Below are 25,951 nucleotides of genomic sequence, written 5' to 3' on the forward strand. Positions count from 1 at the left end.
TCACATTTGGTCCATTATAATCAACTTAGCGATCCCTCCAGGGTTTTGATATGCTTGCGCCCCGAACTAAGGGAAAGAGTGATTATGCAGGCCTGGTATTTACTGTATTGCAAACGCGGGCAACTTCAGCGCGCACAGGAACATCTTGAACGTCAGTCTGTGCTCTGCCTGACACCAGTGATCACGCTTGAAAAAATACAGCGTGGAAAACGCACGATGGTCAGTGAACCGCTGTTTCCAAACTACTTATTTGTGGAGTTCGACCCGGAAGTCGTCCATACCACGACCATTAGCGCGACACGCGGTGTCAGCCACTTCGTCCGTTTTGGCGCTCATCCGGCAACCGTTCCGTCATCGGTCATTCACCAACTTTCTGTCTACAAACAACCTGAAGGTATTACTGATCCGGAAACGCCTTTCTCGGGCGACAACGTGGTGATCACTGAAGGTGCATTTGAAGGATTACAGGCAATTTTCTCCGAACCGGATGGCGAAGCGCGTTCAATGCTTCTGCTCAACCTGTTGAACAAACAGGTGCTTCAGAGCGTCAAAAACACCGATTTCCGCAAAATTTAAAACTGCACACCAAACAGGCGGCGCACGTTGTCATCCGTTTGTGCCGCCAGCCACTGTGGATCTTCTCCACGCCAGCGCGCGACACTTTCCACAATATGCCCCAGGAATGCCGGCTCGTTACGCCGTGAAGAGGGTTTTGGCGAAAGGTCACGCGGCAGAAGATAAGGCGCGTCCGTTTCCACCAGCAGCCGTTCGGCAGGGATAACAGGCAGCAGTTCACGCAGCTCCAGCCCACGCCGTTCATCACAGACCCAACCCGTGATCCCCAGATATAACCCACGATTCAGGCAATCCAGCGCTTCCTGTCGGGAACCGGTAAAGCAGTGCAGCACCGCGCCAGGCAGCTTATCCAGCCAGGGTTCGAGTAGCGCCAGAAAACGTTCGTGGGCATCACGACAGTGCATAAACACCGGCATCCCCAGTTCGGCGGCCAGTGCAAGCTGCGCGGTAAACGCGCTTTCCTGCTCGGCTGGCGTCGAAAAATTACGGTTAAAATCCAGTCCGCACTCACCAATGGCGACCACCTCTTCTGTCTTTGCGAGCGTGTAAATCACCTCGGCACTGTTATCCACCCATGAACTGCTGTCATGAGGATGTACACCGGCCGTTGACCAGCAGTGTTCATAGCGCCTCGCAAGCTGTTGCGCTTGCTGGCTTTCGTGAAGGTTCGTCCCGGTCAGCAACAGACCTTTTACGCCAGCGTCGAACGCGCGCGTAACGACCTCATCCCGATCTTTCGCAAACTGGGAGCTGGTCAGATTCAGACCGATATCAAACATGCGTTACCCCATGTAAAAACCGCCCTGACGGGCGGCGGTGTTACTCTTCGGTAGTTTTGTCAGACGTTTCTTCGTCTTCATCATCCGATGGACGACGCTTGCCAACATAGAAGCGAGAGAAAAAGACGCCCACTTCAAACAGGCAATACATCGGTATCGCCAGCAGTGTTTGTGAGAAAACATCCGGGGGGGTCAGGAGCATGCCAACAACAAAAGCCCCCACCAAAATATAGGGACGCTTCTTACGCAGATCATCAGGAGTGGTTACGCCCATCCAGCATAACAACACAATCGCTACCGGGACTTCAAATGCCACGCCGAACGCCATGAACAGGGCCATGACAAAGCTAAGATAGCTGGCAATGTCGGTCGACACCTGAACCCCTTCCGGCGCAGTGTGCGTCAGGAATCCAAAGGCCAGCGGAAAGACCACGAAATACGCAAAGGCCATCCCGATATAGAACAGCAGTGAGCTGGAAACCAGCAGTGGGATCACCAGTTTACGTTCATGCTTGTACAGCGCTGGCGCGACAAACGCCCAAACCTGGTAAAGGATCACCGGCGCAGAGGCAATCAGCGACACCCAAAACGTTAGCTTGATCGGCGTAAAGAACGGTGATGCCACGTCAGTGGCTATCATGGTTGCCCCTAGCGGCATCTGCTTAATCAACGGAGCCGAAACAACCTGATAGATATCATTGGCGAAATAGACCAATCCTAAGAAAATGATGCAAACCGCGATGATGCAGTTTAGCAGACGCTTACGCAGCTCAATGAGATGCGCAATCAGTGGTTGAGTATCATCTACTGCCATGTTTACGCTTTATCACTCGACGAGGGGGATGATTCGGAAACAGGCGCGGCTGCTGCGTTGGCATCGGTCATCGATGCCTTCACGCCAGGTCCTTCCGGTTGTGCCTGTTTTTTCACTTCTGTCTCTTGTGGCGACTGCGAAGGTGCGTTGGATGAATGCTCCGCACTGGCAGGCGTTACGCCTTCTCTCTGTGCTTCACTGCCTTTCACCACCGGGTTGTGGATGGTGTTCGCTTCATCACTCGCTTTTTCAGGATCGTTGACGCTATAAGAGCGTTTCATGGATTCCGCCGCTTCACGCAACTCGTCCATGGAGGCTTTCAGCTCTGGCGACAGGTTATCCATGCTTGCCTTCTCCACCTTCTTCAGGCTCTCCTGAAATTCCTGCAATTTGAGCTCCTGAGCCAGCTCATTTTGCACCGTGGTGGCAAGAGATCGAAGCGCACGTACCCAGCCCGCAACAGTTTTCACCGCAACCGGTAAACGCTGGGGACCCAGAACAATAAGGCCAATCACAAAGACCAGCAGCAGCTCACCAAAACCAATGTCGAACACGAATTACACCTGCTCTTTATCGTGGCGTTTAGCGTCTTCCTTTTTGGCATCATCTTGCTTTTCGGTGATGGATTTAGCAGTAAAATCAGCATCCTGGCCAGATTTATCCTGCTTGTTTTCATCATCACTCATGGCTTTCTTAAAGCCTTTGATCGATGCGCCAAGATCGGAACCGATAGAACCGAGTTTTTTCGTACCAAACAGCAGCACGACGATGACGGCAATGATTAACAATTGCCAGATACTGATACCACCCATAAAACGTCCTCAGGTAGATGATTAATTAATCAGGTTGCATTATACGTATGCGACCCAGTGATAGCGATGCAAATTCAGCGCGTCTTTCTCCAGCCAATGAGCCAGACAACCAGCCCTCCCGCCATCAGCCAGGCAGGCATCATCTGCCACTCTGGGCGATTGATCAGCAGGAGCGTACCACTCAACAGCAGCGTCGCACCAATCCCAAAGAGATAACGCGATTGTCCCTGACGAACGCGATTGGATTGCAACTCGCGGGCGATTTTATCCATGCTGTGCTGCAGATTCTTGCTCTGACGCAAACTGTCGTAAACCAGTTCAGGGATCTCCGGCATTTTTTCAATCCAGAACGGTGCTTTATCTTTGAGCGAACGCACTAGTGCGGGAATGCCGACCTGATCCTTGATCCAGGATTCGAGAAAAGGTTTCGCTGTTTTCCACAAGTCTAACTGAGGATAGAGCTGGCGGCCTACGCCCTCAACGTAAAGTAATGTTTTCTGAAGTAAAACTAACTGCGGCTGCACTTCCATATTGAAACGGCGAGCGGTATTAAACAGATTCAGCAGAACGTGACCGAAGGAGATCTCCGACAGCGGTTTTTCAAAAATAGGCTCGCATACTGTACGGATCGCAAACTCAAATTCTTCGACGTTGGTATCCGACGGAACCCAGCCAGAATCAACATGCAGCTCTGCAACCTTGCGGTAATCGCGGTTGAAGAAGGCAATAAAGTTTTCCGCCAGGTAGCGTTTGTCTTCTTTATTCAGTGAACCGACAATACCGCAGTCGATACCGATATACTTCGGATTTTCCGGGTGCTCGTAGCTAACGAAAATGTTACCAGGGTGCATGTCCGCATGGAAAAAACTGTCGCGGAACACCTGGGTAAAGAAGACCTGCACACCACGCTCGGCCAGCAACTTCATGTTAGTTCCCTGGTTTTCCAGAGCAACCACATCGGAAACGGGGATGCCATATATGCGCTCCATGACCATCATGTCCTGGCTACAGTAGTCAGAGTACACTTCAGGGACATACAGCATCGGGCTGTCTTCGAAGTTACGACGCAGTTGGATGGCGTTCGCCGATTCACGCAGCAAGTTCAGTTCATCAATTAGCGTTTTTTCATATTCGCGAACCACTTCCATTGGGCGAAGACGCCGTCCGTCTGGAAGAAGGCGCGGAACCCAGCGCGCAAGACGGTAAATCAGCTTCATGTCCGCTTTTATTACCGGCAGAATATCCGGGCGGATCACTTTGATTACGACCTCTTTGCCGTTTTCTTTCAAACGTGCGGTATGCACCTGCGCAATAGACGCCGATGCCAGAGGCTGGATATCAAAATCGTCAAACCAGGTCTCGACGGGAATATTACCCATCGCCTCTTCAATCTGTTGTTTGGCGCGCGCACCGTCAAAAGGTGCAACACGATCCTGCAATAAGGCCAGTTGATCGGCAATCTGCGGGGGAAAGAGATCGCGCCGGGTAGAGAGCATTTGCCCAAACTTGATCCATACCGGGCCAAGCTCCTGTAATGCCAGTCTTAAGCGCTCGCCCAGCGGCTGCTCTTTATGTCGATTCGGCATCCAGAACAACATCCGTCGCCAGATCCGCAGTGGCAGCGTGATACGCATCTTGGGGATAAGCTCATCGAGCCCATAACTCAAAAAGGTGCGAACGATAAAATAGAGGCGCCGAATTTCACCAGGCGTCATTTGCCCTCCAGTTTTTCCAGCCGTTTGGTCAACGCATCAACCGCACGTTCTACAGCCGCAGTCTCTTCTGCAAACCACGCCACTTCCAGTGCTCCTGGGGCCATACGCCACTCTTCAGTAAGCACTTCAGCCACATAACGTTGTTGCCGTTGAATGCCTTTACGCAAAAATGTCGTTCCACCCTGAAAGACTTTACTGAGGCCTTCCGCAGCGATATCACCGATATACGGGGCAAGCAGTTCCGCCGGGTCGAATTCAGCAAGATCGCTGAGCGCAACAAAGTTCTGTACAACCTGGATGTCACCTTCGACTTCCAGTTCACCGCTGCGGATAAGCGCAGTTAACTGTTGACGGTCACGCAGCTTAGGTAACACGCTCATATGTGTAATGACCGAGCAATCGGCCTCACCTTCCCACTCACCCAGGACATCAAGCTGGCGCTCACTGAAAACCAGTACGAACGGTGTCGAGAACTCTTTTAATACAATGCGCAGTACCTTCCCGCTGAGCCGCTGACGCGCCATTTTTAACGCAGGCGCGCGGTATAAAAAGGCGTTTAATGCATTCTCGATGCCTGCGGTGACTAAAGGTTTAAAGGGCACAGAAGACCTCCACTCAGAACTTGTAACCGCGATGCAGCGCGACGACACCCGCCGTCATGTTGAAGTACTCAACGTTTTCAAATGCAGCATCCTGCATCATCGCTTTTAAGGTGTCCTGATCAGGGTGCATGCGGATAGATTCCGCCAGGTAACGGTAGCTTTCAGCATCGTTCGCAACCAGCTCGCCAATGCGCGGCAAAATATGGAACGAGTAAGCATCGTAGGCTTTGCTGAGTGGCTCGATAACCGGTTTAGAGAATTCAAGCACCAGCAAACGTCCACCGGGTTTAAGCACGCGGTACATAGAGCGCAGTGCTTTATCTTTGTCTGTAACATTACGCAGGCCAAAAGAGATGGTGATGCAATCAAAGGTATTGTCCGGGAACGGCAGCGCTTCGGCGTTTGCCTGCACATATTCAACATTGCCCACAACACCGATGTTACGCAGCTTCTCACGACCCATTTTCAACATGGAGTCGTTGATATCAGCCAGAACAACACGACCGGTTTCACCCACCAGGCGGGAGAATTTCGCCGTCAGGTCGCCCGTACCGCCAGCCAGATCCAGAACCGTTTGCCCACGGCGCACGCCGCTACAATCGATAGTGAAGCGTTTCCACAAGCGATGAATGCCGAATGACATCAAATCATTCATCACATCGTATTTCGCCGCCACGGAGTGAAATACGTGAGCCACCATGTCAGCTTTCTGTGCTTTGGCGACAGTCTGAAAACCAAAATGCGTCGTGTCTTGTGAATCGTCAACCATCTCAGAGCCTGCTTGTTCAGTAAAATGTTCGTGAAGTGTAACAGATTGGCCGCGTTTGCCCTACGATTCAACCACCACCAAAGAGACGATCACTCGGTTCAGACGATGGTATTTTTGTCTCTAAACCGTTGCCTTCACTGTTTAAATTTTGTTCGCCCCTCCCTTCGCGCAGCCGATATTCTTCGTCCTGCGCGGTCGCCTGTTCGACTAAATCCGGATTAATCTCGCGTTTAACCTCAACCCCCAGGCTGCGGAATGCTTCTGCTTGCACCAGTAAATTCCCACGCCCGGAAGAGAGTTTTTTCATCGCCTGCCGGTAGTTGTCCTGCGCACGATCCAGGTTTTGCCCAACAGAAGACATATCATCAACAAACAGACGCAGTTTGTCATACAGCTTACTGGCACGATCGGCAATCTGCTGCGCGTTACGGCTTTGGTGCTCATAGCGCCAGAGGTTGGCAATGGTTCTCAGGGCCACCAGTAATGTCGTGGGGCTGACCAGCATAATATTGTTTTTCAGCGCTTCAGTGATGAGTTCTGGTTGCCGGTCGAGCGCCAGCAGGAAGGCGGGTTCAACCGGGATAAACATCAGGACATAATCCAGGGAACGCAGCCCTGGCAACTGCTGGTAGTCTTTTCGGCCCAACAACCGGATATGGTTACGCACCGAAGCGATATGCTCCTGCAACGCTGACTCACGCGTGAAATCATCCTCGGCATTGAAATAACGCTCATAGGCGACCAGCGTCATTTTGGCATCAATAACAACGTCTTTGCCCTGCGGTAATCGTACGATGACATCGGGTTGCATCCGCGCGCGCGTATCCGTTTCTATGCTGACCTGGGTTTCATACTCATAGCCCTCTCGCAGCCCAGAGGCCTCCAGCACGCGAGTCAGGACAACTTCGCCCCAATTCCCCTGAGTTTTGTTATCACCCTTAAGCGCACGCGTCAGATTGACGGCTTCCTGCGCCATCTGAGCATTAAGCTGTTGAAGGTTACGAATTTCATGCGCCAGCGTGTGGCGTTCGCGCGCCTCCTGGCCAAAGCTGTCCTGAACCTGGCGACGAAAACCGTCCAGTTGCTCGCGCAGCGGCGTCAAAAGGCCATTCAGACTTTGGCGGTTTTGCTCATCAACGCGGCGGTTACTGTGCTCGAAAATACGGTTAGCAAGGTTTTCAAACTGCTCGCTCAGGCGCTGTTCACTGTTGATCATCTGGCGGATTTTGTCTTCCGCGTGCAGTTGAGTGGATTCAAGGCGGGTGGTTACCTCACGGAGATCGGCTTCCAGCGAGGTGTTGATATCGCGCAGGTTGCGCAGTTCATTGTTGAGCAATTCGCACTCATCACGCCAGTGAGAACTTTGAGCAAGCTGTTGTTTTGTCGCACTTAACTCTGCGACCATCTCTTCACGCTCTGCCAGTTGATCGGCTTTCTGATGCGCGTGCTGGTAGCTGGAAATCAGCCAGCCTATTCCCACGCCCACCAGCGCAATCACCGCATAAATCAGGATTGAGATATCCACAATGCCCCCTGCATCAACGTACTACCCGCACAAAATAGAATTGTGCTGTATAAACGTCCAGTTTGAAAGGGTTTTCCTGCGAGGCACTACGCAAAAAATAAAAGGCCGAACATGTCGGCCTTTTATCTCAGAAATGCGAATTAGATCAGACGACGAGCCGCTTCAACCACAATTTTCACTGCATGGCTTTCAGTTTGTTTCATGGTTTCTGCGTTCGGGATCTCCTGCTGAGTACGGTTGACGATAACGCCCGCCACCATACCGGCACGCAGACCCTGGCTCGCACACATCGTCAACAGCGTTGCAGATTCCATTTCGTAGTTCATCACGCCCATAGACTGCCACTCTTCCATTGAGCCTTTGAAACGGCTCACCACACGGCCAGAGAAGGTGTCGTAACGCTCCTGGCCTGGGTAGAAGGTATCAGAAGAGGCGGTGACGCCAATGTGGGTCGTTGCACCAATCGCTTTCGCTGCATCAACCAGTGCAGTTGTGCATTCGAAGTCAGCAACAGCCGGGAATTCCATTGGTGCAAAGTGCAGGCTTGCCCCGTCCAGACGCACAGATGCCGTCGTCACCAGTACGTCACCGACGTTAATGTGCGGCTGGATAGCCCCGGTCGTCCCAATGCGCAGGAAGGTGCGAATGCCCAGTTGTGCCAGCTCTTCCACTGCGATAGAGGTGGATGGGCCGCCAATACCGGTTGAACATACGATCACGGCTTTACCGTCCAGCTCTGCACGCCAGGTGGTGAACTCGCGATGGGATGCCAGCTTAACCGGCTTATCCATCAGCGCGGCGATCTTTTCCACACGCTCAGGGTCACCAGGGACGATAGCGAGCGTGGCCCCTTGTAAATCATTTTTAGTGAGGCCGAGATGAAAAACATCAGACTTAGACATAGGTGGCTCCTCTGTGGGTCGGTTAGTCAGAAGAAGTAAAACGGTACTTTACAGAAGCACCAGGCTTAATTTCGTGACTGACATCACCATGAATGAAAATGCTTGCAGTTAATTTCCATAAAATAGTGATTTACATCACATTAACAAGTTATATCGTAAGGTGTTGCACAAAAGATAGACCGTTTCGGGCACTGTGAGTTGTTACCCTGGTGTCTATATTTACCTTTGCGTTAACTCATTGGTACGGAGAATGCCATGACTGAAAAAACACGTTTTGCACCTGCAGCGGCCCCGCATGCTTCAACAATCATCTCAACCCCGGAAGATGCCATCAGCGCAGGTGAAACATCTATACCCTCGCAGGGTGACAATATGCCTGCTTACCACGCACGCCCGAAATCAGCCGAGGGGCCTCTTCCTATCGTGATCGTGGTTCAGGAAATTTTTGGAGTCCACGAACATATTCGCGATCTGTGCCGTCGACTGGCGCAGGAAGGTTATCTTGCCGTTGCGCCGGAACTCTATTTCCGCCAGGGCGATCCCAATGATTACGGTGATATCCCGACGCTGTTCAATAATCTGGTAAGCAAAGTACCAGACGCACAGGTGTTGGCCGATCTGGACCATGTTGCCAACTGGGCTGCCCGTAATGGCGGCGATCCCCATCGTTTGATGGTAACGGGTTTCTGCTGGGGTGGACGCATCAGCTGGCTCTACGCCGCGCACAATCCACAGCTTAAAGCAGCCGTGGCGTGGTACGGGAAACTGGTGGGAGAGAAAACGCTCAACTCACCTAAGCAACCAGTTGATGTCGCCATTGATTTAAACGCCCCTGTGCTGGGCTTGTACGGCGGCGAGGATACCAGTATTCCCGTTGATACCATTGAGACGATGCGCCATGCACTCCGTGCTGCAAACGCGAAGGCGGAAATCGTAGTGTATCCGGAAGCAGGTCACGCGTTTAACGCGGACTATCGCGCGAGCTATCACGAAGAGTCGGCAAAAGATGGCTGGCAAAGAATGCTGGCGTGGTTTGCTCAGTACGGGATTAAAAAGTAGCCGCCCTGAAACAGGTGTGTTTGCTCACACTATTTCAACAATTTTTTTAATTCAAAAAACGTACAGCATCGAATTTTTTGCTGCTGTACGTGAAGTTATGACCCTCTTCACAGTCATTTACCTCCCCCTGTCCGAATGCAAAATTTTCGTTGCTATGCGCCAAACTTTTTTCCTGTTTAACCCCTCTTTTCTCCTGGATACTCAGTAGCAGAACGAACGGAACGGTTGATTTTCAAACAGGAGATTTATCATGACGCAATCCGCATTTCACGCTCAACCTTTTGCTTTACCTTTTGATCTTAATACCACTGCACTCGTTATGATCGACATGCAGCGCGACTTTGTCGAAGCTGGCGGCTTTGGTGAAGCGCTGGGTAATGATGTCTCGCTAGTCCGAAGCGCAATTGAACCTTGCAAAAAGGTTCTGGCAGCAGCGCGCAGCATGGGGTTGATGGTGATCCATACACGTGAAGGACACCGTGCAGACCTCAGTGATTGTCCATCGGCCAAGCTTACGCGCGGCGGTAAAACCTTTATCGGTGAAGCAGGTCCGATGGGGCGTATTCTGGTTCGTGGCGAAGCAGGTCATGACATCATTCCTGAGCTTTACCCTATTTCTGGCGAGCCGATCATCGACAAACCCGGTAAGGGCGCGTTTTATCAGACCGACCTGCATCTGATTCTACAAAACCACAGTATCAAAACGCTGATTGTGTGTGGCGTGACGACCGAAGTCTGTGTAACGACCACCGTACGCGAAGCCAATGACCGCGGCTATGAGTGCATCATCCCTGAAGATTGCGTGGGCTCCTACTTCCCGGAATTCCAGAAATACGCACTGGAAATGATCAAAGCTCAGGGCGCAATTTTCGGGTGGGTGAGTGACGCAAATGCCATTATTGAAGGGCTGAAAGGGTAATCCCGATGCTTCCTGCGTGCTCGCTAGGGTATCTCTTTCCGGCCAAAGCAACAGCAACGCTTAAGGTTCACAGCGTATTTCAGCACGCACTGAATCTGCGTTCAGAAGAGGGAGAGCTCCTAACCCTCTTGTGCGCAAAGAGATACCAGAATCTGGCCGATGCCGCACGCGTCGCCCTGCCGGAACATTGGGACTGGCGTCAGGAAATTACGCATTCTGCGCCCGTTTTCTTAACCGGCGGTATTTTGCAGGCTCAACGTTTTGCGGTGGATCTGAAAGCGGCAATCGTATGGCAGCCCAACGTCCAGAAGCGTTGCCTGGACTCCGAAGCCGGGACATGGCTCCAGCACCACTATCCGCTTCTGAATGCTCAGCTACGACAGTTTTGCCTGAAACATCAAATCGACAGTGCTTTGCAGTGGCAGGAGAGCGCGATGTATCAGGGGCTAAAGCCGCAGGAATCAGCGGAACAGCTTGAACAACAGGTTCCCCGGTTGATCGGCTACGGTAAAGGATTAACGCCAGATGGTGATGATTACTTACTGGGCTATCTGGCGGCGCTGCGACCCTGGCATCTCCCTCCCGATGTTGAAGCGCACCGCAACAGGTTGCAGCAATCTATTGAGCAGAATTTGCCGCGTACAACAGACATTAGCCAGCACTACTTGAGGCGTGCGGTACAGGGGCATTTCTCACAACCGGTTTGCGACCTGCTGAGGCAACTTAGTACGCATACGCCGTTGAAAACTTTTATCGCCTGTACAGAAAACGTCATGCAATTTGGCGCAACATCCGGCGCTGACTGTTTGGCCGGATTACTCCACGGTTTAAGAACACTGAACACATACTCCTGAGTGAATGGAATTTTCTCGTGGCACTGGCTGCCACGTGGATTCGCTGTATCTAAATCCAGCAATCAGGCAAAAAAACGGACATAACACAATGAAAGTTAAGCATAAAGTTTTCAGGAATCTTTATCAGGACTCCGTCTCCCTGATGCAGATTTCTGCGCAACTAAGCACATTGCCCGGCATACAGCAGGCCTCCGTCATCATGGGAACACCCACGAACCTGGAACAACTTAACGATGCAGGACTCGGCCACATGATTGAAGCGGGGCCGAACGACCTGGTGATTGCCGTCATGGGGGAAGATGCCCGGTGTACTGAAGCACTTACCCTCGCTGAGCAACGGCTGACCAGTAAACCAGAAGAAGGTAACAGCGATGGCGTAAAAACCCCTGAGCTGGTGAGCATCGAGATGGCGCTGGAAAAAGAGCCAGCCGTTAATCTGGCACTCATTTCAGTCCCTGGCGATTATGCCGCTGCCGAAGCCATCAAGGCGCTAAATCTCGGCATGAATGTGATGATGTTCAGCGATAACGTCAGCATTATGCAGGAAAAGTCGATAAAAATGCTCGCTCGTGAACGTAACCTCCTGGTTATGGGCCCTGATTGTGGCACAGCCATTATTAACGGGATACCGCTGGGTTTTGCGAATGTCGTTAAACGCGGTGAAATTGGCGTCGTTGGTGCATCGGGTACGGGTTTGCAGGAAATAACCTGCCGAATTGACCATCTTGGCGCAGGGATCTCCCAGGCACTTGGTACGGGCGGACACGATCTCAGTGAGGATATCGGCGGGATCTCCATGCTGTTTGGCCTGCAGATATTAATGGATGATGACGCCACTCGCGTGATAGTGCTGATTTCCAAACCACCATCCCCTGTGGTGACAGAGCGCATCCTGACGCTGGCGCAATCAGCCACTAAACCCGTTGTGGTGAATTTCCTCAGTGCCGACCCACACGCAATAACGCGTCCAAATGTGACTGCCGCGACCACACTTGCCAGCGCAGCCGATCTCGCGGTTGCGTTACTGAGTGAGCTGCCGCTACCAGAAACACATAGCGAATCGTCAGCGCAGGACCTGGCGATGTTGCAACAGGCCAGCGAGCGTCTGCCCCTTGCTCGTCAGATGATCCGTGGTGTCTTTGCGGGGGGAACGTTTTGCTATGAAGCACAGCTGATCTGCCAGCAAAACGGTTTTACGGCCTCTTCTAATACACCTGTGTCCGGTAATCATCCACTTACCGACCTCTGGCAAAGCCATCACCACACCCTCATCGACATGGGGGATGATGATTTTACCCGTGGCAGACCTCATCCAATGATTGACCCAACGCTGCGAAATCAGCGTCTGCTCACTGAAATGAACGATCCACATACCGCCGTCGTCCTGTTCGATCTGGTTCTGGGCTACGGCGCATCTGAAGCCCCGGCGGCAGAGTTACTGACCTTACTGGCCCGGACAGAGATGTCGCGAGCGCCGGTACTGATTGCCCATGTTTGCGGAACCGAGAACGACCCTCAGCAACGGAGTTGTCAGGTCAATGCGTTGCGCCAGGCAGGTGTCATTGTCGCCAACAGTAATGCACAGGCTGCTCATTGGGCCAGCATCGTGGCGCAGATCCAGCTTCAAAAGAAGGAACTCACTGCATGAATACCTTATTTAATCAGCCGCTAAAGGTGGTGAATGCCGGGCTACAAAGTTTCGCCAGTAATATCCAGAAAGTCGGTGGTGACGTAATCGCTCTGGCCTGGCAGCCCCCGGCCCTTGGCAATATTAACGCAGGCATGGACCTGGCTTCTCTGCTTCGTCATCCATTGGTTGAGCAGGCGAACAACATTGCGATGGAACGTTACCTCAACGCTCAACCCGTACTGGTTGATGTGATGTACGCCAGCGAAGCCATTCCTGAAATGTCTGAGCGTAAATGTATCCTCCACTCGGGTCCTCCCATTAGCTGGGAAAACATGTGTGGCCCTGTAAAAGGGGCGATTGTTGGCGCAATGCTGTTCGAAGGCTGGGCCACCAGTCATGAAGAGGCTGAGTGTAAGGTACTGACAGGTGAGATTCACCTTGAACCCTGCCATCACTACCATGCCGTCGGCCCCATGGCGGGGATCATTAGCCCATCAATGCCGCTGTGGGTTATCGAAAATAAAACCAACGGTCAGCGTTCATTCAGCAACTTCAACGAAGGATTGGGCAAGGTTTTACGCTTTGGCGCTAATAACGAAGAAGTTCTCAACCGCCTCTTCTGGATGCGCGATGAGCTCGCACCCGCCCTGAAAGCAGCGGTACGCCAGCTTGGCGAACTGGAGTTAAAACCCTTGATGGCTCAGGCTCTGCATATGGGGGATGAAGTCCACAATCGCAATGCGGCCGCAACCGGACTGCTGACCAAACGCCTGTTGCCTGCACTGCTGGCCTGTCATTTGCCGCTGGAAAATGTACAACGGGTAGTCGCATTCATTACGGGAAATGACCACTTCTTTCTCAACCTGTCGATGGCTGCCTGTAAAGCCATGATGGATGCGGCCGCCAACGTCCCTTTCAGCTCTATAGTCACTGTCATGGCACGCAATGGCGTGAACTTTGGTATCCGGCTTTCCGGTACAGGTGAGCGCTGGTTCCAGGCCCCCGCCAATGCCGTTGAAGGGCTATTTTTCCCAGGTTATGGCGTAGATGATGCCGCAGCCGATCTTGGTGACAGTGCAATCACTGAAACCGCGGGTGTCGGTGGTTTTGCCATGGCGTCTTCTCCGGCAATCGTGAAATTTGTTGGTGGCACTCCAGCCGATGCCACCAACAACAGCCGTCGCATGCAATCCATTACGGTCGGTCGCAACCCGGCATTTACGCTGCCAGCTCTGAATTTTGCGCCAACAGCGGCAGGAATTGATGTCCGCAAGGTGGTCGATCGCGGCATTTTACCGGTCATTAATACAGGTATCGCTCATAAGCAGGCTGGTGTCGGTCAGATTGGTGCGGGGATAACGACAGCACCGATGCCTTGTTTTGTCGATGCAATCACCGCACTGGCAGAGGCGGTTAGTAAGGGAGAGAAACAATGAGCAAACCTTTAGCCGTGGTTGCCGTCGGCGGCAACGCATTGATCCTTGACGATCGCCGTAACAGCATTCCCGATCAATACGAAGCCGTTAGGGAAAGTGTTAAACACATTACCGACATGATAGAGGCAGGTTGGGATCTGGTTCTCACCCACGGAAACGGCCCGCAGGTAGGTTTTATTTTACGTCGTTCAGAACTGGCAAGCAGTGAAGTCTCCCCGATACCACTGGATTATGCCGTCGGTGATACTCAGGGCGCTATTGGATATATGTTCCAGAAAGCGTTGCATAACGAACTCATGCGACGTGGCATTCAAAAACCGATCATCACGCTCGTCACCCAGACGCGGGTCAGCCAGCAAGATGAGGCGTTTATTCATCCGAGTAAGCCTGTCGGTGCATTTCTCGATGAAGCTACTGCGCAAGAACGCCAACAACAGTTGGGCTGGACGCTCATGGAAGATGCCGGTCGCGGCTGGCGGCGCACCGTTCCCTCCCCAGCCCCACTGGAAATTATCGAACGCGACACCATCGCTCACCTGGTGCAACAGGGTTATATCGTCATTGCCTGTGGCGGCGGCGGGATCCCGGTCGTACGCGATAAGCAGCAACAATTACAGGGTGTTGAAGCCGTCATTGACAAAGATCTTGCCTCTGCACTCCTTGCCAGCCAGTTAGGCGCTGATTTGCTGGTCATCCCCACTGGGGTTGAGAAAGTGGCAATCAATTTCGGTACTCCACACCAGCAATGGCTGGACACGCTGACTGTTACCCAGGCACGGAAGTTCTTACGGGAAGGACAGTTCGGCATTGGCAGCATGCAGCCGAAAGTCGAAGCCATTCTCAATTTTGTAGATAGCAGCCTTGAGCAAGGCAAGAAAGCCAGGGGGTTGATCACCACCCCGCAGGCCATCAAATCTGCGTTGGCTCATCAAAGCGGCACATGGATCACCCTTTAGTCTTTTTGGAGAAAAACGATGGAAACCACCTTATTAGCCGTGAACGGTACGCTGATGCGCGGCCTGGAGCTGAACAAAAACATGCAACAAGCAGGCGGCGTGTTCATTCGTGAAGACCGTACCGACGCCCATTATCGCTTGTGGAGTATCAACGATCGCCATCCGGGAATGATCCGTGTGACAGAAGGCGGAACACATGTCGCGCTGGAAATCTGGTCGCTGCCTCTGGCAAGTTTTGCTGACCTGCTTATGAGTGAACCCGCAGGATTGGCAATAGGAAAAGTGAAACTGGAGGACGGCAGCGAAGTGCTTGGCGTGCTGGCCGAAAACTGGCTTACGGAAGGCCAACGAGAAATCACTGAACTGGGAAGCTGGCGTCACTACACCGGACATGTCCATACGGCTTAACACGCGCTTCAGAGGGAACAAGATATGCGTAAAACGGAAGAGAAACTTAACACCGCATCTGGATTTCACATTGCCATGATCCTGCTGGGTATCGCAGTGACGCCAGTCCTGCTGTCATCCTCCAGTCTCGGCAACCAACTTTCCAGTAGCAGTCTGATTAGCGTGGTGCTGCTGGGGGGACTGATCCTGACCATCCTTTCTGCCATCACCATAAGCGTAGGCGAAAAGGCACGGCTACCTACCTACGGAATTGTGAAATACGCCTTTGGCGAGAAAGGGGCAGTCGCCATTAATATTCTGATGGCGATCAGCCTGTTCGGCTGGATTGCCGTGACCGCCAATATGTTTGGTCACTCTGTGCATGATTTACTGGCACAGCACGGCCTTGAACTTCCCCTCCCGCTATTAGTCGCCGCAGGTTGTGTCATTTTTGTCGCTTCGACGGCTTTTGGTTTTGCCGTTCTGGGAAAGGTGGCACAAATTGCCGTACCTGTGATCGCTCTGGTCTTGTGCTACATCCTTTATGTGTCCACACATGCCGGAGTGACGGTTCCCGCAACGATCACCAGTATGAACACCGGCGTTGCTGTCTCTACCGTGGTAGGAACTATTATCGTCCTGGTCGCAACATTGCCTGATTTCGGCAGTTTTGTGCATAACCGCAAACATGCCCTTATTGCAGCCTGCACGACGTTTCTTATCGCTTACCCGCTGCTTTATTGGGCAGGAGCAACACCGAGCGCGCTCAGTGGGCAAGGGTCATTACTGGGTGCAATGGCGGTATTTAGCGCAGTATTACCTGCTGCATTATTGCTGATTTTTGCCTGTGTAACGGGAAATGCCGGAAATATGTTTCAGGGAACACTGGTTGTTTCCACCCTGCTGACGCGCTTTCCAAAATGGCAGATAACCGTCGCACTCGGCGTATTGTCTGCTGTTGTCGGCAGCCTGGACATTATGGCCTGGTTTATCCCTTTCCTGTTGTTTTTGGGGATCGCCACACCGCCCGTTGCCGGGATTTATATTGCCGACTTTTTCCTGTATCGCCGTAATGGCTATCAGGAATCCGTCCTGACACGTGAACCCCCGGTTAAAGTGTTGACTTTTGTGGCATGGATCTTTGGCGCAACGGTTGGTTTTATGACGGTGAAAGGTCTGTTTACCCTGACCACCATTCCGTCAGTAGATTCCATTGTTGTGGCCTGCATCGCGTATGCCGTACTCAGCCGACTGAGCCAACGCCATTAATTCCCCGGTATAATTGGCACAGTCATCGCGGCTGAACTCGTAAGAGTTCGGCCGTTTTCTGCCAACAGGGACGCCTTATGTTCATCTCCGACGAAACCCTTCGAGTTATCCATCTGGTCGCCCGACACCAGAGCATCACCGTTGCCGCTGAGCAGTTAAACAAAGTGCCGTCAGCCATTAGCTACACCATAAAAAAAGCAGAAGAAAGTCTGGGCGTTGCGCTGTTCGAGCGTAAAGGCCGGTACATTGAAATCACCCCTGCCGGACGCTATTTTGTCGAGCACAGCAAAACCATTCTCGGTGATATGGAGGCGCTCAAACGCAATACCGTTCTGATCCACGACGGCGTTGAACGAGAACTGACAATTGCGGTAAATAACATTATCCCCTCATCCCTGCTGGTTACGTTCATCCGTGATTTTGAACACCAGTTTTCCTCAACCACGTTGACGGTCTGCCTGGAAGTTTACAACGGCTGCTGGGATGCACTTTACAGCAGACGAGCCGACCTGGTGATTGGTGCGCCGCATGCTGTCCCCAGCACCGAAGGCGTGATTAGCGAGCCTTTTGGGCAACTGGAATGGGATTTTGTCGTTAGCCCACAGCACCCTCTGGCGACAGAGCGTCACCCGCTGGAAAATGCTGAGCTGCGTCAGTACCCGGCAATATGTATCCGGGATACGTCGGTAAACTTTACCCCGCTACAGGCGTGGCTGCTTGAAGGTCAAAAGCCCCTGTTTGTACCGGACTTCACCACGGCTATCGCCCTTATCGAACAAAATGTCGGAATTGGCTATATCCCACATCATTTAGCCCTTCCTTTACTCAATAGCGGCAAGCTACTCAAAAAACCGATGCGTGAACACAAGCATGCAACCAAATTATTCCTGGCTGCACGATCGGACGGAATGGGGAAAGTGTGTCAGTGGTGTATTGAATATTTGAAAGGACCGTCACTCAGTGCAGCTGTAAACCCACACTAAGCAAAAACGGAGGCTTTCGCCTCCGTTACAGATGTTATGCCTGACGCAGATTTTGCGCGGCTTTCACCATGTTCGCCAGTGCTGCGCGGGTTTCCGGCCAGCCACGGGTTTTCAGGCCGCAGTCCGGGTTCACCCACAGGCGCTCTGCCGGGATACGCTGAGCGGCTTTCTGCAACAGGGCTTCAATCCACTCCACACTTGGTACGTTCGGGGAGTGGATGTCGTAAACACCCGGCCCAATTTCGTTCGGGTAGTCGAACTCTTCAAACGACTCCAGCAATTCCATGTCTGAACGTGATGTCTCAATGGTGATCACGTCGGCATCCAGTGCCGCGATGGAATCCATGATGTCGTTAAATTCGCAGTAACACATGTGAGTGTGGATTTGAGTGTCGTCCTTTGCCACCGCGGCATTGATACGGAAGGCTTCTACGCCCCATTGCAGGTAGGCATCCCAGTCGCTACGGCGCAGCGGCAAACCTTCTCGCAGTGCCGGTTCGTCAATCTGAATAATGCCGATACCCGCCGCTTCCAGATCCGCCACTTCATCACGTAACGCCAGCGCGATCTGTTTGGCGATGGTTTCACGCGTCACATCTTCACGCGGGAATGACCAGCAGAGGATTGTTACCGGTCCTGTCAGCATGCCTTTAACGGGTTTGTCGGTCAGAGACTGGGCGTACTTCGCCCACTCAACGGTGATGGCTTCGGGACGGCTGACGTCACCGATCACGACCGGGGGCTTCACACAACGGGAACCGTAGCTCTGCACCCAACCGTTTTGCGTAAAGACGAAGCCATCCAGATGCTCACCGAAATATTCCACCATGTCGTTACGTTCAGCTTCACCATGAACCAGCACGTCCAGACCTAAACGTTCCTGCTCAATAATCGCCTGCTTAATGTGTTCGGCGATACCCGTGCGGTAGTGATTCGCATCAAGGTTGCCCTTTTTGAAATCCAGACGCAGGCCGCGGATTTCTGTGGTCTGTGGGAACGAACCGATAGTCGTTGTTGGCCACGCTGGGAGATTGAAGCGGGCACGCTGGGCTTCAGCACGCACTTCATAGGCGTTCTGACGCTGGCTGTCCTGGGCGGTGATGGCCGCCAGACGTTTTTCTACTGCCGGGTTATGAACGCGAGCCGAGTGACGACGCGCCTGAATCGGTGCGCTCCAGTCAGTGATGGCCGCCGTATCGCCGCTATTCAGTGCGTCACGCAGCAGGGCCAGCTCTTCACATTTTTGCAGAGCGAACGCAAACCAGCTTTTCACTTCCGCATCCAGACGCGTTTCCACACTGAGGTCAATTGGGCTGTGCAGCAAGGAGCAAGATGACGCGACCCACAGATCGCGTTTGCCTACGATATCTTTAATCTGCGCATACTTCTCAGTCAGATCGGCACGCCAGACGTTACGACCATTCACCAGACCCGCAGAGAGCAGCCAGCCCGCTGGCAGGCGTTTGTGCAGGTCGGCAACATTATCTTTCCCGTGAACCAGGTCAACGTGCAGACCTTGCACCGGCAGTGCAGCGATAGTGTCGAGATTAGGCGTCACGCCTTCGAAATACGTCGTCAGTAGCAGCTTAACCTGACCCGCAAGAGCGTCATAAGCCGGTTTAAAGGCATTCAGCCATTCCTGCGGCAACTCCAGCACCAGAGCAGGTTCGTCGATTTGGACCCATTCAATACCGCGTTTTGCCAGTTCAGCCAGCACTTGCTTATACACTGGCAGAATGTCGTTGAGCAGACTCAGACGATCAAACTGCTCGCCCTTTACTTTACCCAGCCACAGGTAGGTTACCGGGCCAAGCAAAACAGGTTTGATCTTGTGACCCAGAGCCAGCGCTTCATCGACTTCATCCAGGATCTGCGTCCAGGTCAGACTGAACTGCTGACCTTTCACGAACTCCGGAACCATATAGTGGTAATTCGTGTTAAACCACTTAGTCATTTCCGCTGCTGCCGCTGGCTCTCCTGTTGGTGCGCGGCCACGGCCGATGCGGAACAGGGTATCGATATCTACCGATCCATCGTTGTTCTGATGACGAGCCGGCACATTGCCAAGCAGCAGGCTAGTGGTCAGAACATGGTCGTACCAGGCGAAATCGCCCACTGGCAGCAGGTCAATGCCCGCTTGTTTTTGCTGGTCCCAGTGACGAGCACGCAACTCGCGGCCCACTGCCAGCAGGTCTTCACGGGTGGAGTTACCCGCCCAGTAGCTTTCTTGCGCTTTTTTCAGCTCACGACGCAAGCCAACGCGAGGGAAACCGAGTGTGTGATTGCGGATTGTCATATTTTCTTCCTCTCATTAATTGTAAATCCTTTGGATTTTGAATTTAGGGAAGGCAGCAAGTTTGCTCATCTCCCGGATGCCTACAGCAGTAAGTGACCGGAGTGAATAAACGCAGCCAACGCGCTATAAATTTAAAAGACGAAGGATTTTAGCCGTCCAGATGTTTACACATCCATAATTGGCGGTTACTGTATATTCCTCAAGCGCAAAATGTTCATGGCGAAGTGAAGGACTTTCATGATCGAGATAAAACACCTGAAAACGCTACAAGCGTTGCGGAACTGCGGTTCTCTCGCGGCGGCTGCGGCCACGCTGCATCAGACTCAGTCTGCCCTTTCACACCAGTTCAGCGATCTGGAACAACGCCTTGGCTTTCGTCTGTTCGTGCGTAAGAGCCAGCCGCTGCGCTTTACACCGCAGGGCGAAATTTTGCTGCAACTGGCGAATCAGGTGCTGCCACAGATCGCCAGCGCCTTGCAGTCCTGCAACGAGCCGCAGCAGACCCGGCTGCGTATTGCCATTGAATGCCATAGCTGTATTCAGTGGCTGACGCCTGCACTTGAGAACTTCCACCAGAAATGGCCACAGGTGGAGATGGACTTTAAATCTGGCGTGACCTTTGATCCGCAGCCCTCTCTTCAGCAGGGTGAACTGGATTTAGTGATGACCTCGGACATTCTTCCGCGCAGTGGTCTGCACTACTCTCCGATGTTTGATTTTGAAGTACGCCTGGTATTGGCGCCGGATCATCCGCTGGCGAGCAAAACGCGCATCACTCCGGAGGATCTGGCGACCGAAACATTGCTGATTTATCCGGTGCAACGCAGTCGACTGGATATCTGGCGTCACTTCCTCCAGCCCGCCGGTATCAGTCCTAATCTGAAAAGCGTGGATAACACGTTGCTTTTAATTCAAATGGTGGCGGCAAAAATGGGCATCGCCGCCCTGCCGCACTGGGTAGTGGAGAGTTTTGAACGCCAGGGCCTGGTTGTGACCAAAACCCTGGGTGAAGGACTGTGGAGCCGACTGTACGCCGCCGTTCGGGATGGCGAGCAGCGTCAGCCGGTTACGGAAGCATTTATTCGCTCAGCGCGGAATCACGCCTGCGACCATCTGCCGTTTGTGCGGAGCGCGGAGCGACCCAACGGCGATGGACCCACAGCGAAGCCAGGATCACCGTTCCCCCAATAATGAAGCTCGGCCAGTGCGGTTGCTCCTGCCATATGGCCAGATTCACCAGCAAGCCAGCGGGCACATGAACGTTGTTCATGATGCCCAGCGTCCCGGCATCGACTTGAGTCGCACCGTAGTTCCACATGAAGTAACCCAGCCCGGATGCCACCACGCCCAGCCAGACCAGAATGCCCCACTGCACTGACGTGGTGGGCAGTTTCTGCGGATTCCCCAGCATAAACCACGCCGCGACCGCAACGATAGCCGCCCCCATATAGAACCAGGCAAAGGCGTTATGCTGCGGCATTGGACGGGTTTCCATCAGGCGCTTGTAGCCCACCATACCGATGGCAAAGCTGATATTTGCCAACTGGACAAACATCAGGCCAGTCCAGAAGTGATCGCTCACTTTGTCATAGCGAATAATGGCTGCACCGATAACAGCAAGCGCCGCACTCAGCAGGTATCCCCAGCGCAGCCTGCGCTTACTCAGCAGATCATAAATCAGCGTGATATAGAGCGGCGTGAGCACGGTGAACAGCAGGAATTCCGAGACGGAGAGGTAAACGTAAGCCCTGAAGCTGAAGAGATACATAATGCCAAGCTGCATCGCCCCGACCAGCATGTACAGCAAAAGGGTTTTTAACGTTTGCCCACGCGTACGCAGGAATGGCAAGAAGACCAGCGCCGCCAGCCCCACGCGCATCAGCACGGAGAAGTAGCTGTCGACGTGCCCGGCAAGGTATTCACCAATCAGGCTAAATGAAAATGCCCACAGAATAGTGGTGACAATGAGTAGCGCCACAATGCATGTCTCTCTGAATGAAGGACAGGCATTGTAGCGAACTCTTTAGTTGACAACTGAACGATATATGACCAAATGAAGATTATTCAAGGAACAGCTTGCGCAGGTAGTTAGGTACGGCGTTATCGGCATTTGTCCCAATGACTTCCAGCTCTGGGTGCAGATCTTTCAGTCTCTGGTGCGCATTCTCCATAATGCAGCCTTTACCGGCCATGGACAGCATTTCAGCATCATTCATGCCGTCGCCAAAGGCGATGCAGTCTTTCAGCTCGTAACCCATGCGTTTCGCCACCGCTTCCAGTGCATGACCTTTAGAGACGCCACCCGCCATCACTTCCAGACAGGTGAGCGTGGAGAAACTGACGTTCACGCGGTCGCCCCAACGCGCGTTAATCGCCTGCTCAAGCGGCAGCAACGCGTCATGGCTTTCACAGGTAAAGAAGACTTTGCTGACCCCTTCAGGCTCCAGCAAACCTGGCTCATATAGTGTGTAGTTAAATACTGCTTCTTTAAAGAAACGCATCTCATCCGGACGATGGCGGTTCATAAACCACTCATCGTCACGATAAACGTTCGTCACGATATCCGGATTATTGTGCACCACACCAAACAGGTCAGTCGCAATATCACGATCCAGGTTGTGAGCGAAAATCAGATTGCCATCGGTGTCGTGTACGCGCGCGCCGTTGGAGGTGATCATGTAGGCTTTGATGTCCAGATTATCGCGGATCTGCCCCACATCCACGTGGTGGCGGCCAGTGGCAAACACGAAATTCACACCACGGGCGGTCAGGAGTTTTAAGGTTTCTTTCGCATAAGGCGACAAGGTGTGATCGGGGGAAAGCAGCGTGCCATCTAAGTCAGATGCAACAACCTGGTACATAGGGAAATTTAACCTCAATAGAAAATCAGTTATGCCTGTTGAAAAATTCAACGATGGCGTTGAGCGCGACTGAGCGCATGGTGTCCTTTTCGAAAAGGATCTCATGGTACGCGCCATTTATGACCAGCGGTTTACCCCCATCACAAGGGTATCCGGCTGCGGCGCGCAGTTCGCAAAAGCGATCATGCATGCGGTTATCAACCACACGTTCTTCTTCCGCCTGAAGTAATAATGTTGGCGTATTGTCATCATGCGTTCCTGCCAGCGCTTGTTCACCGGCAAGAATACCTTCCCGCACCCAATGATAAGTGGGACCACCGACGCGTAAGCGCGGTTCATCGGCATAAAAGCGCAGGTTACGACGATAGCGCTGCCGACTGTGCGTTAACACATTCATCGCAAATGGCAGTGCGCGCCAGCGGCCTGTACCAATGGCATACCCCTCACGAATACGCTGATGGCCCTCAGCCCAGTCGAGAATATGGCGTACCATCCAGTCAGGAAAACGCATCACGATGCCAAACATAGGCGCGCTCAATGCAATCGCATCACACTGGTGAGCATGGCGTTGCAAAAACAGCGTGGCAATTGCCCCTCCCATGGAATGCGCAAGGATATACCGTTTACGCCAGGGACCGGGCTGAACTTCTTGCTGCCAGAACGCAGCCAGATCATCGACATAGTCGCTGAAATGATCCACGTGACCACGGTGAGTATCCGACAACATCCTGCCGGAAAGCCCTTGTCCGCGATGATCGATAATCAGGACGTCAAACCCCATGTGGAACAGGTCATACGCGAGCTCGGCATATTTGACGTAGCTTTCGATGCGGCCAGGGCACACCACAATCACCCGGTCATTTTTTTCAGCACGAAAACGAACAAAGCGGACAGGAACATCGCCCACGCCCGTAAACCCGGCTTCTTCACGCTGATGCCAGAAATCGGTGAGCGGCCCCATAGAGAAAGCAGCAAATGCGTTTTCTCGTGTTTCCCAATCCTTTTTCTGCTGAAACATCGGGTTTCCACCCCTACAAGCCAAGGAATATCGTTTTTTCGTGACAGGTCACAAAATGACTCAACAATAGCGTATTGTGGCATAAAAACAGACGATTCGGGAGTTTCAAATGACCTTCGAGTGGTGGTTCGCTTATCTGCTGACATCCATCATCCTCAGCCTTTCACCTGGCTCTGGCGCAATCAATACTATGACAACCTCCATAAACCACGGCTATCGTGGTGCGACAGCATCCATCGCGGGTTTACAGACTGGGCTGGGTATTCATATTGTGCTGGTTGGTATTGGTCTGGGGACGCTGTTTTCCCGTTCGGTGCTGGCCTTTGAAGTGCTCAAGTGGGCTGGGGCAGCGTACCTGATTTGGCTGGGCATTCAGCAGTGGCGTGCCGCGGGGTCAATTAACCTGAACACTCTCGCCCAGGTGCAAACTCGCGGTCGACTGTTCAAGCGTGCGGTGTTTGTTAATCTGACAAACCCGAAAAGTATTGTGTTTCTCGCCGCCTTGTTTCCACAGTTCATTATTCCTCATCAACCGCAGGTGATGCAGTACGTGGTTCTGGGTGCGACAACCATCATCGTCGATATTATCGTGATGATTGGATACGCGACGCTGGCACAACGAATTGCCGCGTGGATCAAAGGGCCTAAACAGATGAAGGCTCTGAACAAAGTCTTTGGTTCGTTGTTTATGCTGGTTGGTGCATTGCTTGCGTCTGCACGTCACGCTTAGCGTGATGCAAAATGATGAAATCAAATACCGAAGCCGGCGGAATGTGCGTCGGCGAAACGATCGTCAATCGCTCGGGCAAAAGAAAATCCCCCGCCAACACATTCATATTAAAAATAAAAATATCAATATTACTTGTATTAAATATAATATTTAAATAGATGATATTTTTTCTACATCATTGTTTCATAGCATTTTTTATAAAACAATAACGCCCACCCCAGAATAAAAAACCAAAAACAATAATATTTTGGTGTTTTTAGCTAACGTTGTAAATACAACCCAAACAAACACAAAAAACCGAAATATCATAAAAAACCAAAACAAAACACCAAAGCAAACACATAGCTCATGTGATAACACTAACCAACCACTATAAACCTAAATATTTTCGCAAAATACCTCGCCAACATACACGTATTGAAATTGCATGTATGGTCACTATAATTTCACAAAAGTTTATTTCAGGATATAACTCAATCATTGGATGATTATTAATATGGGCTACTCACCTTACGGTTTTTTGATTGAGATAGATGATACGGTACATATTGATGTAAAGAAAAATTGCATCTACCGATTTCACGATGCACAAAACAGTAATGGTAAACCCGATGACATCTCCATAGGTGTTTTATATATTAACAACACAATGATGAGTTTATTATCATACTTGCTTATTCATTCACAAAACAAATTCATCACAAAAGAAGAAGTCCTTAAACATGTATGGGATGAACATAATTTAAGCTCATCAGGGACTCGCTTATGGCAGGTTTTCACCAACCTGAAGCATAAACTCCTGCTGCTTAATTTTCCGGAGGATTTTATCGAATATGAAAAACGGAAAGGATATATCATTCGACATGAAAATATTATAGCACTTTATTATCAAAATAAAGACATAAAGAAGATGAAAATGACTAAAGCATCACATTCACGCCGGTCGAGTGTTTTTATCAACCTACGACAGCATGCTTGACATCAATATTAACCTTTAATTAGAAAACACCTATATGTTGCTTCGTTAACAGGCAAAGTTGCGCCTGCATTAATTGCATG

The 25,951-nt window shown here is 51.9% G+C and carries 26 protein-coding genes; 13 read left to right on the forward strand and 13 right to left on the reverse strand.

Annotated features, from left to right (window positions below):
- Window positions 1-84 precede the first annotated feature (84 nt).
- Window positions 85-576, forward strand: coding sequence for a transcription/translation regulatory transformer protein RfaH (gene rfaH / locus HV346_RS22100; protein WP_181621343.1), 492 nt, complete (start codon window positions 85-87; stop codon window positions 574-576).
- Here the strand turns inward: rfaH and tatD are convergent.
- The 9 genes from tatD to udp all read right to left on the reverse strand — a co-directional run bounded on the left by tatD (window position 573) and on the right by udp (window position 8,494).
- Complete coding sequence (gene tatD, locus HV346_RS22105; RefSeq protein WP_181621344.1) at window positions 573-1,355, reverse strand: 3'-5' ssDNA/RNA exonuclease TatD; 783 nt, start codon at window positions 1,353-1,355, stop codon at window positions 573-575. The two genes, rfaH and tatD, sit on opposite strands and share 4 nt — an antisense overlap.
- A 40-nt stretch (window positions 1,356-1,395) precedes the next feature.
- Window positions 1,396-2,169: a Sec-independent protein translocase subunit TatC gene (tatC, locus tag HV346_RS22110; protein WP_181621345.1), complete on the reverse strand. Its 774-nt coding sequence runs from the start codon at window positions 2,167-2,169 to the stop codon at window positions 1,396-1,398.
- Between the two features lie 2 nt (window positions 2,170-2,171).
- Window positions 2,172-2,723, reverse strand: a complete 552-nt coding sequence (tatB, locus tag HV346_RS22115) for a Sec-independent protein translocase protein TatB (RefSeq protein WP_181621346.1) — start codon at window positions 2,721-2,723, stop codon at window positions 2,172-2,174.
- Between the two features lie 3 nt (window positions 2,724-2,726).
- Complete coding sequence (gene tatA / locus HV346_RS22120) at window positions 2,727-2,981, reverse strand: Sec-independent protein translocase subunit TatA (protein ID WP_181621347.1); 255 nt, start codon at window positions 2,979-2,981, stop codon at window positions 2,727-2,729.
- 74 nt (window positions 2,982-3,055) lie between these two features.
- Window positions 3,056-4,696, reverse strand: a complete 1,641-nt coding sequence (gene ubiB / locus HV346_RS22125) for a ubiquinone biosynthesis regulatory protein kinase UbiB (protein WP_181621348.1) — start codon at window positions 4,694-4,696, stop codon at window positions 3,056-3,058.
- The gene (gene ubiJ, locus HV346_RS22130; protein ID WP_181621349.1) at window positions 4,693-5,298 is read right to left on the reverse strand and encodes a ubiquinone biosynthesis protein UbiJ; all 606 of its coding nucleotides are present in this window, start codon (window positions 5,296-5,298) and stop codon (window positions 4,693-4,695) included. Before ubiJ ends, ubiB begins: the two co-directional genes overlap by 4 nt.
- Window positions 5,299-5,311: 13 nt before the next feature.
- Window positions 5,312-6,067 (reverse strand): bifunctional demethylmenaquinone methyltransferase/2-methoxy-6-polyprenyl-1,4-benzoquinol methylase UbiE, encoded by a 756-nt coding sequence (gene ubiE / locus HV346_RS22135; protein ID WP_181621351.1) that lies wholly within the window; start codon window positions 6,065-6,067, stop codon window positions 5,312-5,314.
- A gap of 67 nt (window positions 6,068-6,134) precedes the next feature.
- The gene (gene rmuC / locus HV346_RS22140; protein WP_181621352.1) at window positions 6,135-7,592 is read right to left on the reverse strand and encodes a DNA recombination protein RmuC; all 1,458 of its coding nucleotides are present in this window, start codon (window positions 7,590-7,592) and stop codon (window positions 6,135-6,137) included.
- A gap of 140 nt (window positions 7,593-7,732) precedes the next feature.
- On the reverse strand, window positions 7,733-8,494 hold the full coding sequence (udp, locus tag HV346_RS22145) for a uridine phosphorylase (protein ID WP_181621353.1): 762 nt from the start codon (window positions 8,492-8,494) through the stop codon (window positions 7,733-7,735).
- 255 nt (window positions 8,495-8,749) lie between these two features.
- On the opposite strand from udp, the gene HV346_RS22150 reads away from it, so the two are divergent.
- The 9 genes from HV346_RS22150 (at window position 8,750) to HV346_RS22190 (ending at window position 17,987) form a co-directional block, all read left to right on the forward strand.
- Window positions 8,750-9,553: a dienelactone hydrolase family protein gene (locus HV346_RS22150; protein ID WP_181621354.1), complete on the forward strand. Its 804-nt coding sequence runs from the start codon at window positions 8,750-8,752 to the stop codon at window positions 9,551-9,553.
- Between the two features lie 250 nt (window positions 9,554-9,803).
- Window positions 9,804-10,472, forward strand: a complete 669-nt coding sequence (locus tag HV346_RS22155) for a cysteine hydrolase (RefSeq protein ID WP_181621355.1) — start codon at window positions 9,804-9,806, stop codon at window positions 10,470-10,472.
- Between the two features lie 128 nt (window positions 10,473-10,600).
- Window positions 10,601-11,326 carry a DUF2877 domain-containing protein gene (locus tag HV346_RS22160; protein WP_249415115.1) on the forward strand — a complete coding sequence of 242 codons (726 nt, stop codon included), beginning with the start codon at window positions 10,601-10,603 and terminating at the stop codon, window positions 11,324-11,326.
- Between the two features lie 88 nt (window positions 11,327-11,414).
- On the forward strand, window positions 11,415-12,974 hold the full coding sequence (gene fdrA / locus HV346_RS22165; RefSeq protein ID WP_181621357.1) for an acyl-CoA synthetase FdrA: 1,560 nt from the start codon (window positions 11,415-11,417) through the stop codon (window positions 12,972-12,974).
- On the forward strand, window positions 12,971-14,392 hold the full coding sequence (locus HV346_RS22170) for a DUF1116 domain-containing protein (RefSeq protein ID WP_181621359.1): 1,422 nt from the start codon (window positions 12,971-12,973) through the stop codon (window positions 14,390-14,392). Before fdrA ends, HV346_RS22170 begins: the two co-directional genes overlap by 4 nt.
- Window positions 14,389-15,348, forward strand: a complete 960-nt coding sequence (locus HV346_RS22175; protein WP_181621361.1) for a carbamate kinase — start codon at window positions 14,389-14,391, stop codon at window positions 15,346-15,348. Before HV346_RS22170 ends, HV346_RS22175 begins: the two co-directional genes overlap by 4 nt.
- A gap of 18 nt (window positions 15,349-15,366) precedes the next feature.
- Window positions 15,367-15,756: a glutamyl-tRNA amidotransferase gene (locus HV346_RS22180; RefSeq protein WP_181621363.1), complete on the forward strand. Its 390-nt coding sequence runs from the start codon at window positions 15,367-15,369 to the stop codon at window positions 15,754-15,756.
- A 24-nt stretch (window positions 15,757-15,780) separates the two neighbouring features.
- The gene (locus HV346_RS22185) at window positions 15,781-17,004 is read left to right on the forward strand and encodes a cytosine permease (RefSeq protein ID WP_181621365.1); all 1,224 of its coding nucleotides are present in this window, start codon (window positions 15,781-15,783) and stop codon (window positions 17,002-17,004) included.
- Window positions 17,005-17,081: 77 nt separating this feature from the next.
- Entirely contained in the window at window positions 17,082-17,987 is a 906-nt protein-coding gene (locus tag HV346_RS22190) for a LysR substrate-binding domain-containing protein (RefSeq protein ID WP_181621367.1), read from the forward strand.
- Between the two features lie 34 nt (window positions 17,988-18,021).
- On the opposite strand, the gene metE is transcribed toward HV346_RS22190, so the two are convergent.
- Window positions 18,022-20,283, reverse strand: coding sequence for a 5-methyltetrahydropteroyltriglutamate--homocysteine S-methyltransferase (metE, locus tag HV346_RS22195; protein WP_181621369.1), 2,262 nt, complete (start codon window positions 20,281-20,283; stop codon window positions 18,022-18,024).
- A gap of 237 nt (window positions 20,284-20,520) precedes the next feature.
- On the opposite strand from metE, the gene metR reads away from it, so the two are divergent.
- Window positions 20,521-21,474 carry an HTH-type transcriptional regulator MetR gene (gene metR, locus HV346_RS22200; RefSeq protein WP_181621371.1) on the forward strand — a complete coding sequence of 318 codons (954 nt, stop codon included), beginning with the start codon at window positions 20,521-20,523 and terminating at the stop codon, window positions 21,472-21,474.
- On the opposite strand, the gene HV346_RS22205 is transcribed toward metR, so the two are convergent.
- The 3 genes from HV346_RS22205 to pldB all read right to left on the reverse strand — a co-directional run bounded on the left by HV346_RS22205 (window position 21,362) and on the right by pldB (window position 24,162).
- Entirely contained in the window at window positions 21,362-22,261 is a 900-nt protein-coding gene (locus tag HV346_RS22205; protein WP_181621372.1) for a carboxylate/amino acid/amine transporter, read from the reverse strand. The genes metR and HV346_RS22205 overlap by 113 nt on opposite strands.
- Window positions 22,262-22,343: 82 nt before the next feature.
- Entirely contained in the window at window positions 22,344-23,144 is an 801-nt protein-coding gene (gene yigL / locus HV346_RS22210) for a sugar/pyridoxal phosphate phosphatase YigL (RefSeq protein WP_181621374.1), read from the reverse strand.
- Between the two features lie 25 nt (window positions 23,145-23,169).
- A complete protein-coding gene (pldB, locus tag HV346_RS22215; RefSeq protein ID WP_181621375.1) occupies window positions 23,170-24,162 on the reverse strand; it encodes a lysophospholipase L2 in 993 nt (330 codons plus the stop codon).
- 109 nt (window positions 24,163-24,271) lie between these two features.
- Between pldB and rhtB the strand changes: the two genes are divergently transcribed.
- Together rhtB and HV346_RS22225 are read left to right on the forward strand one after the other, a co-directional pair.
- On the forward strand, window positions 24,272-24,892 hold the full coding sequence (gene rhtB / locus HV346_RS22220) for a homoserine/homoserine lactone efflux protein (protein WP_181621376.1): 621 nt from the start codon (window positions 24,272-24,274) through the stop codon (window positions 24,890-24,892).
- 496 nt (window positions 24,893-25,388) lie between these two features.
- Window positions 25,389-25,871 carry a winged helix-turn-helix domain-containing protein gene (locus HV346_RS22225; protein WP_181621377.1) on the forward strand — a complete coding sequence of 161 codons (483 nt, stop codon included), beginning with the start codon at window positions 25,389-25,391 and terminating at the stop codon, window positions 25,869-25,871.
- Window positions 25,872-25,951: the final 80 nt, after the last annotated feature.

Origin of the sequence: Enterobacter sp. RHBSTW-00994, assembly GCF_013782625.1 — a bacterium.
Lineage (GTDB): Bacteria > Pseudomonadota > Gammaproteobacteria > Enterobacterales > Enterobacteriaceae > Enterobacter.

What these genes read in the sequence shown, in the direction of transcription:
- tatA (WP_181621347.1), bottom strand. Translation starts at nt 2,981, where the DNA reads ATGGGTGGTATCAGTATCTGGCAATTGTTAATCATTGCCGTCATCGTC.
- metE (WP_181621369.1), bottom strand. Translation starts at nt 20,283, where the DNA reads ATGACAATCCGCAATCACACACTCGGTTTCCCTCGCGTTGGCTTGCGT.
- fdrA (WP_181621357.1), top strand. Translation starts at nt 11,415, where the DNA reads ATGAAAGTTAAGCATAAAGTTTTCAGGAATCTTTATCAGGACTCCGTC.
- ubiE (WP_181621351.1), bottom strand. Translation starts at nt 6,067, where the DNA reads ATGGTTGACGATTCACAAGACACGACGCATTTTGGTTTTCAGACTGTC.
- ubiB (WP_181621348.1), bottom strand. Translation starts at nt 4,696, where the DNA reads ATGACGCCTGGTGAAATTCGGCGCCTCTATTTTATCGTTCGCACCTTT.
- HV346_RS22150 (WP_181621354.1), top strand. Translation starts at nt 8,750, where the DNA reads ATGACTGAAAAAACACGTTTTGCACCTGCAGCGGCCCCGCATGCTTCA.
- HV346_RS22175 (WP_181621361.1), top strand. Translation starts at nt 14,389, where the DNA reads ATGAGCAAACCTTTAGCCGTGGTTGCCGTCGGCGGCAACGCATTGATC.
- HV346_RS22170 (WP_181621359.1), top strand. Translation starts at nt 12,971, where the DNA reads ATGAATACCTTATTTAATCAGCCGCTAAAGGTGGTGAATGCCGGGCTA.
- yigL (WP_181621374.1), bottom strand. Translation starts at nt 23,144, where the DNA reads ATGTACCAGGTTGTTGCATCTGACTTAGATGGCACGCTGCTTTCCCCC.
- pldB (WP_181621375.1), bottom strand. Translation starts at nt 24,162, where the DNA reads ATGTTTCAGCAGAAAAAGGATTGGGAAACACGAGAAAACGCATTTGCT.
- HV346_RS22155 (WP_181621355.1), top strand. Translation starts at nt 9,804, where the DNA reads ATGACGCAATCCGCATTTCACGCTCAACCTTTTGCTTTACCTTTTGAT.
- tatC (WP_181621345.1), bottom strand. Translation starts at nt 2,169, where the DNA reads ATGGCAGTAGATGATACTCAACCACTGATTGCGCATCTCATTGAGCTG.
- rhtB (WP_181621376.1), top strand. Translation starts at nt 24,272, where the DNA reads ATGACCTTCGAGTGGTGGTTCGCTTATCTGCTGACATCCATCATCCTC.
- tatD (WP_181621344.1), bottom strand. Translation starts at nt 1,355, where the DNA reads ATGTTTGATATCGGTCTGAATCTGACCAGCTCCCAGTTTGCGAAAGAT.
- HV346_RS22190 (WP_181621367.1), top strand. Translation starts at nt 17,082, where the DNA reads ATGTTCATCTCCGACGAAACCCTTCGAGTTATCCATCTGGTCGCCCGA.
- rfaH (WP_181621343.1), top strand. Translation starts at nt 85, where the DNA reads ATGCAGGCCTGGTATTTACTGTATTGCAAACGCGGGCAACTTCAGCGC.
- udp (WP_181621353.1), bottom strand. Translation starts at nt 8,494, where the DNA reads ATGTCTAAGTCTGATGTTTTTCATCTCGGCCTCACTAAAAATGATTTA.
- HV346_RS22225 (WP_181621377.1), top strand. Translation starts at nt 25,389, where the DNA reads ATGGGCTACTCACCTTACGGTTTTTTGATTGAGATAGATGATACGGTA.
- HV346_RS22180 (WP_181621363.1), top strand. Translation starts at nt 15,367, where the DNA reads ATGGAAACCACCTTATTAGCCGTGAACGGTACGCTGATGCGCGGCCTG.
- HV346_RS22185 (WP_181621365.1), top strand. Translation starts at nt 15,781, where the DNA reads ATGCGTAAAACGGAAGAGAAACTTAACACCGCATCTGGATTTCACATT.
- metR (WP_181621371.1), top strand. Translation starts at nt 20,521, where the DNA reads ATGATCGAGATAAAACACCTGAAAACGCTACAAGCGTTGCGGAACTGC.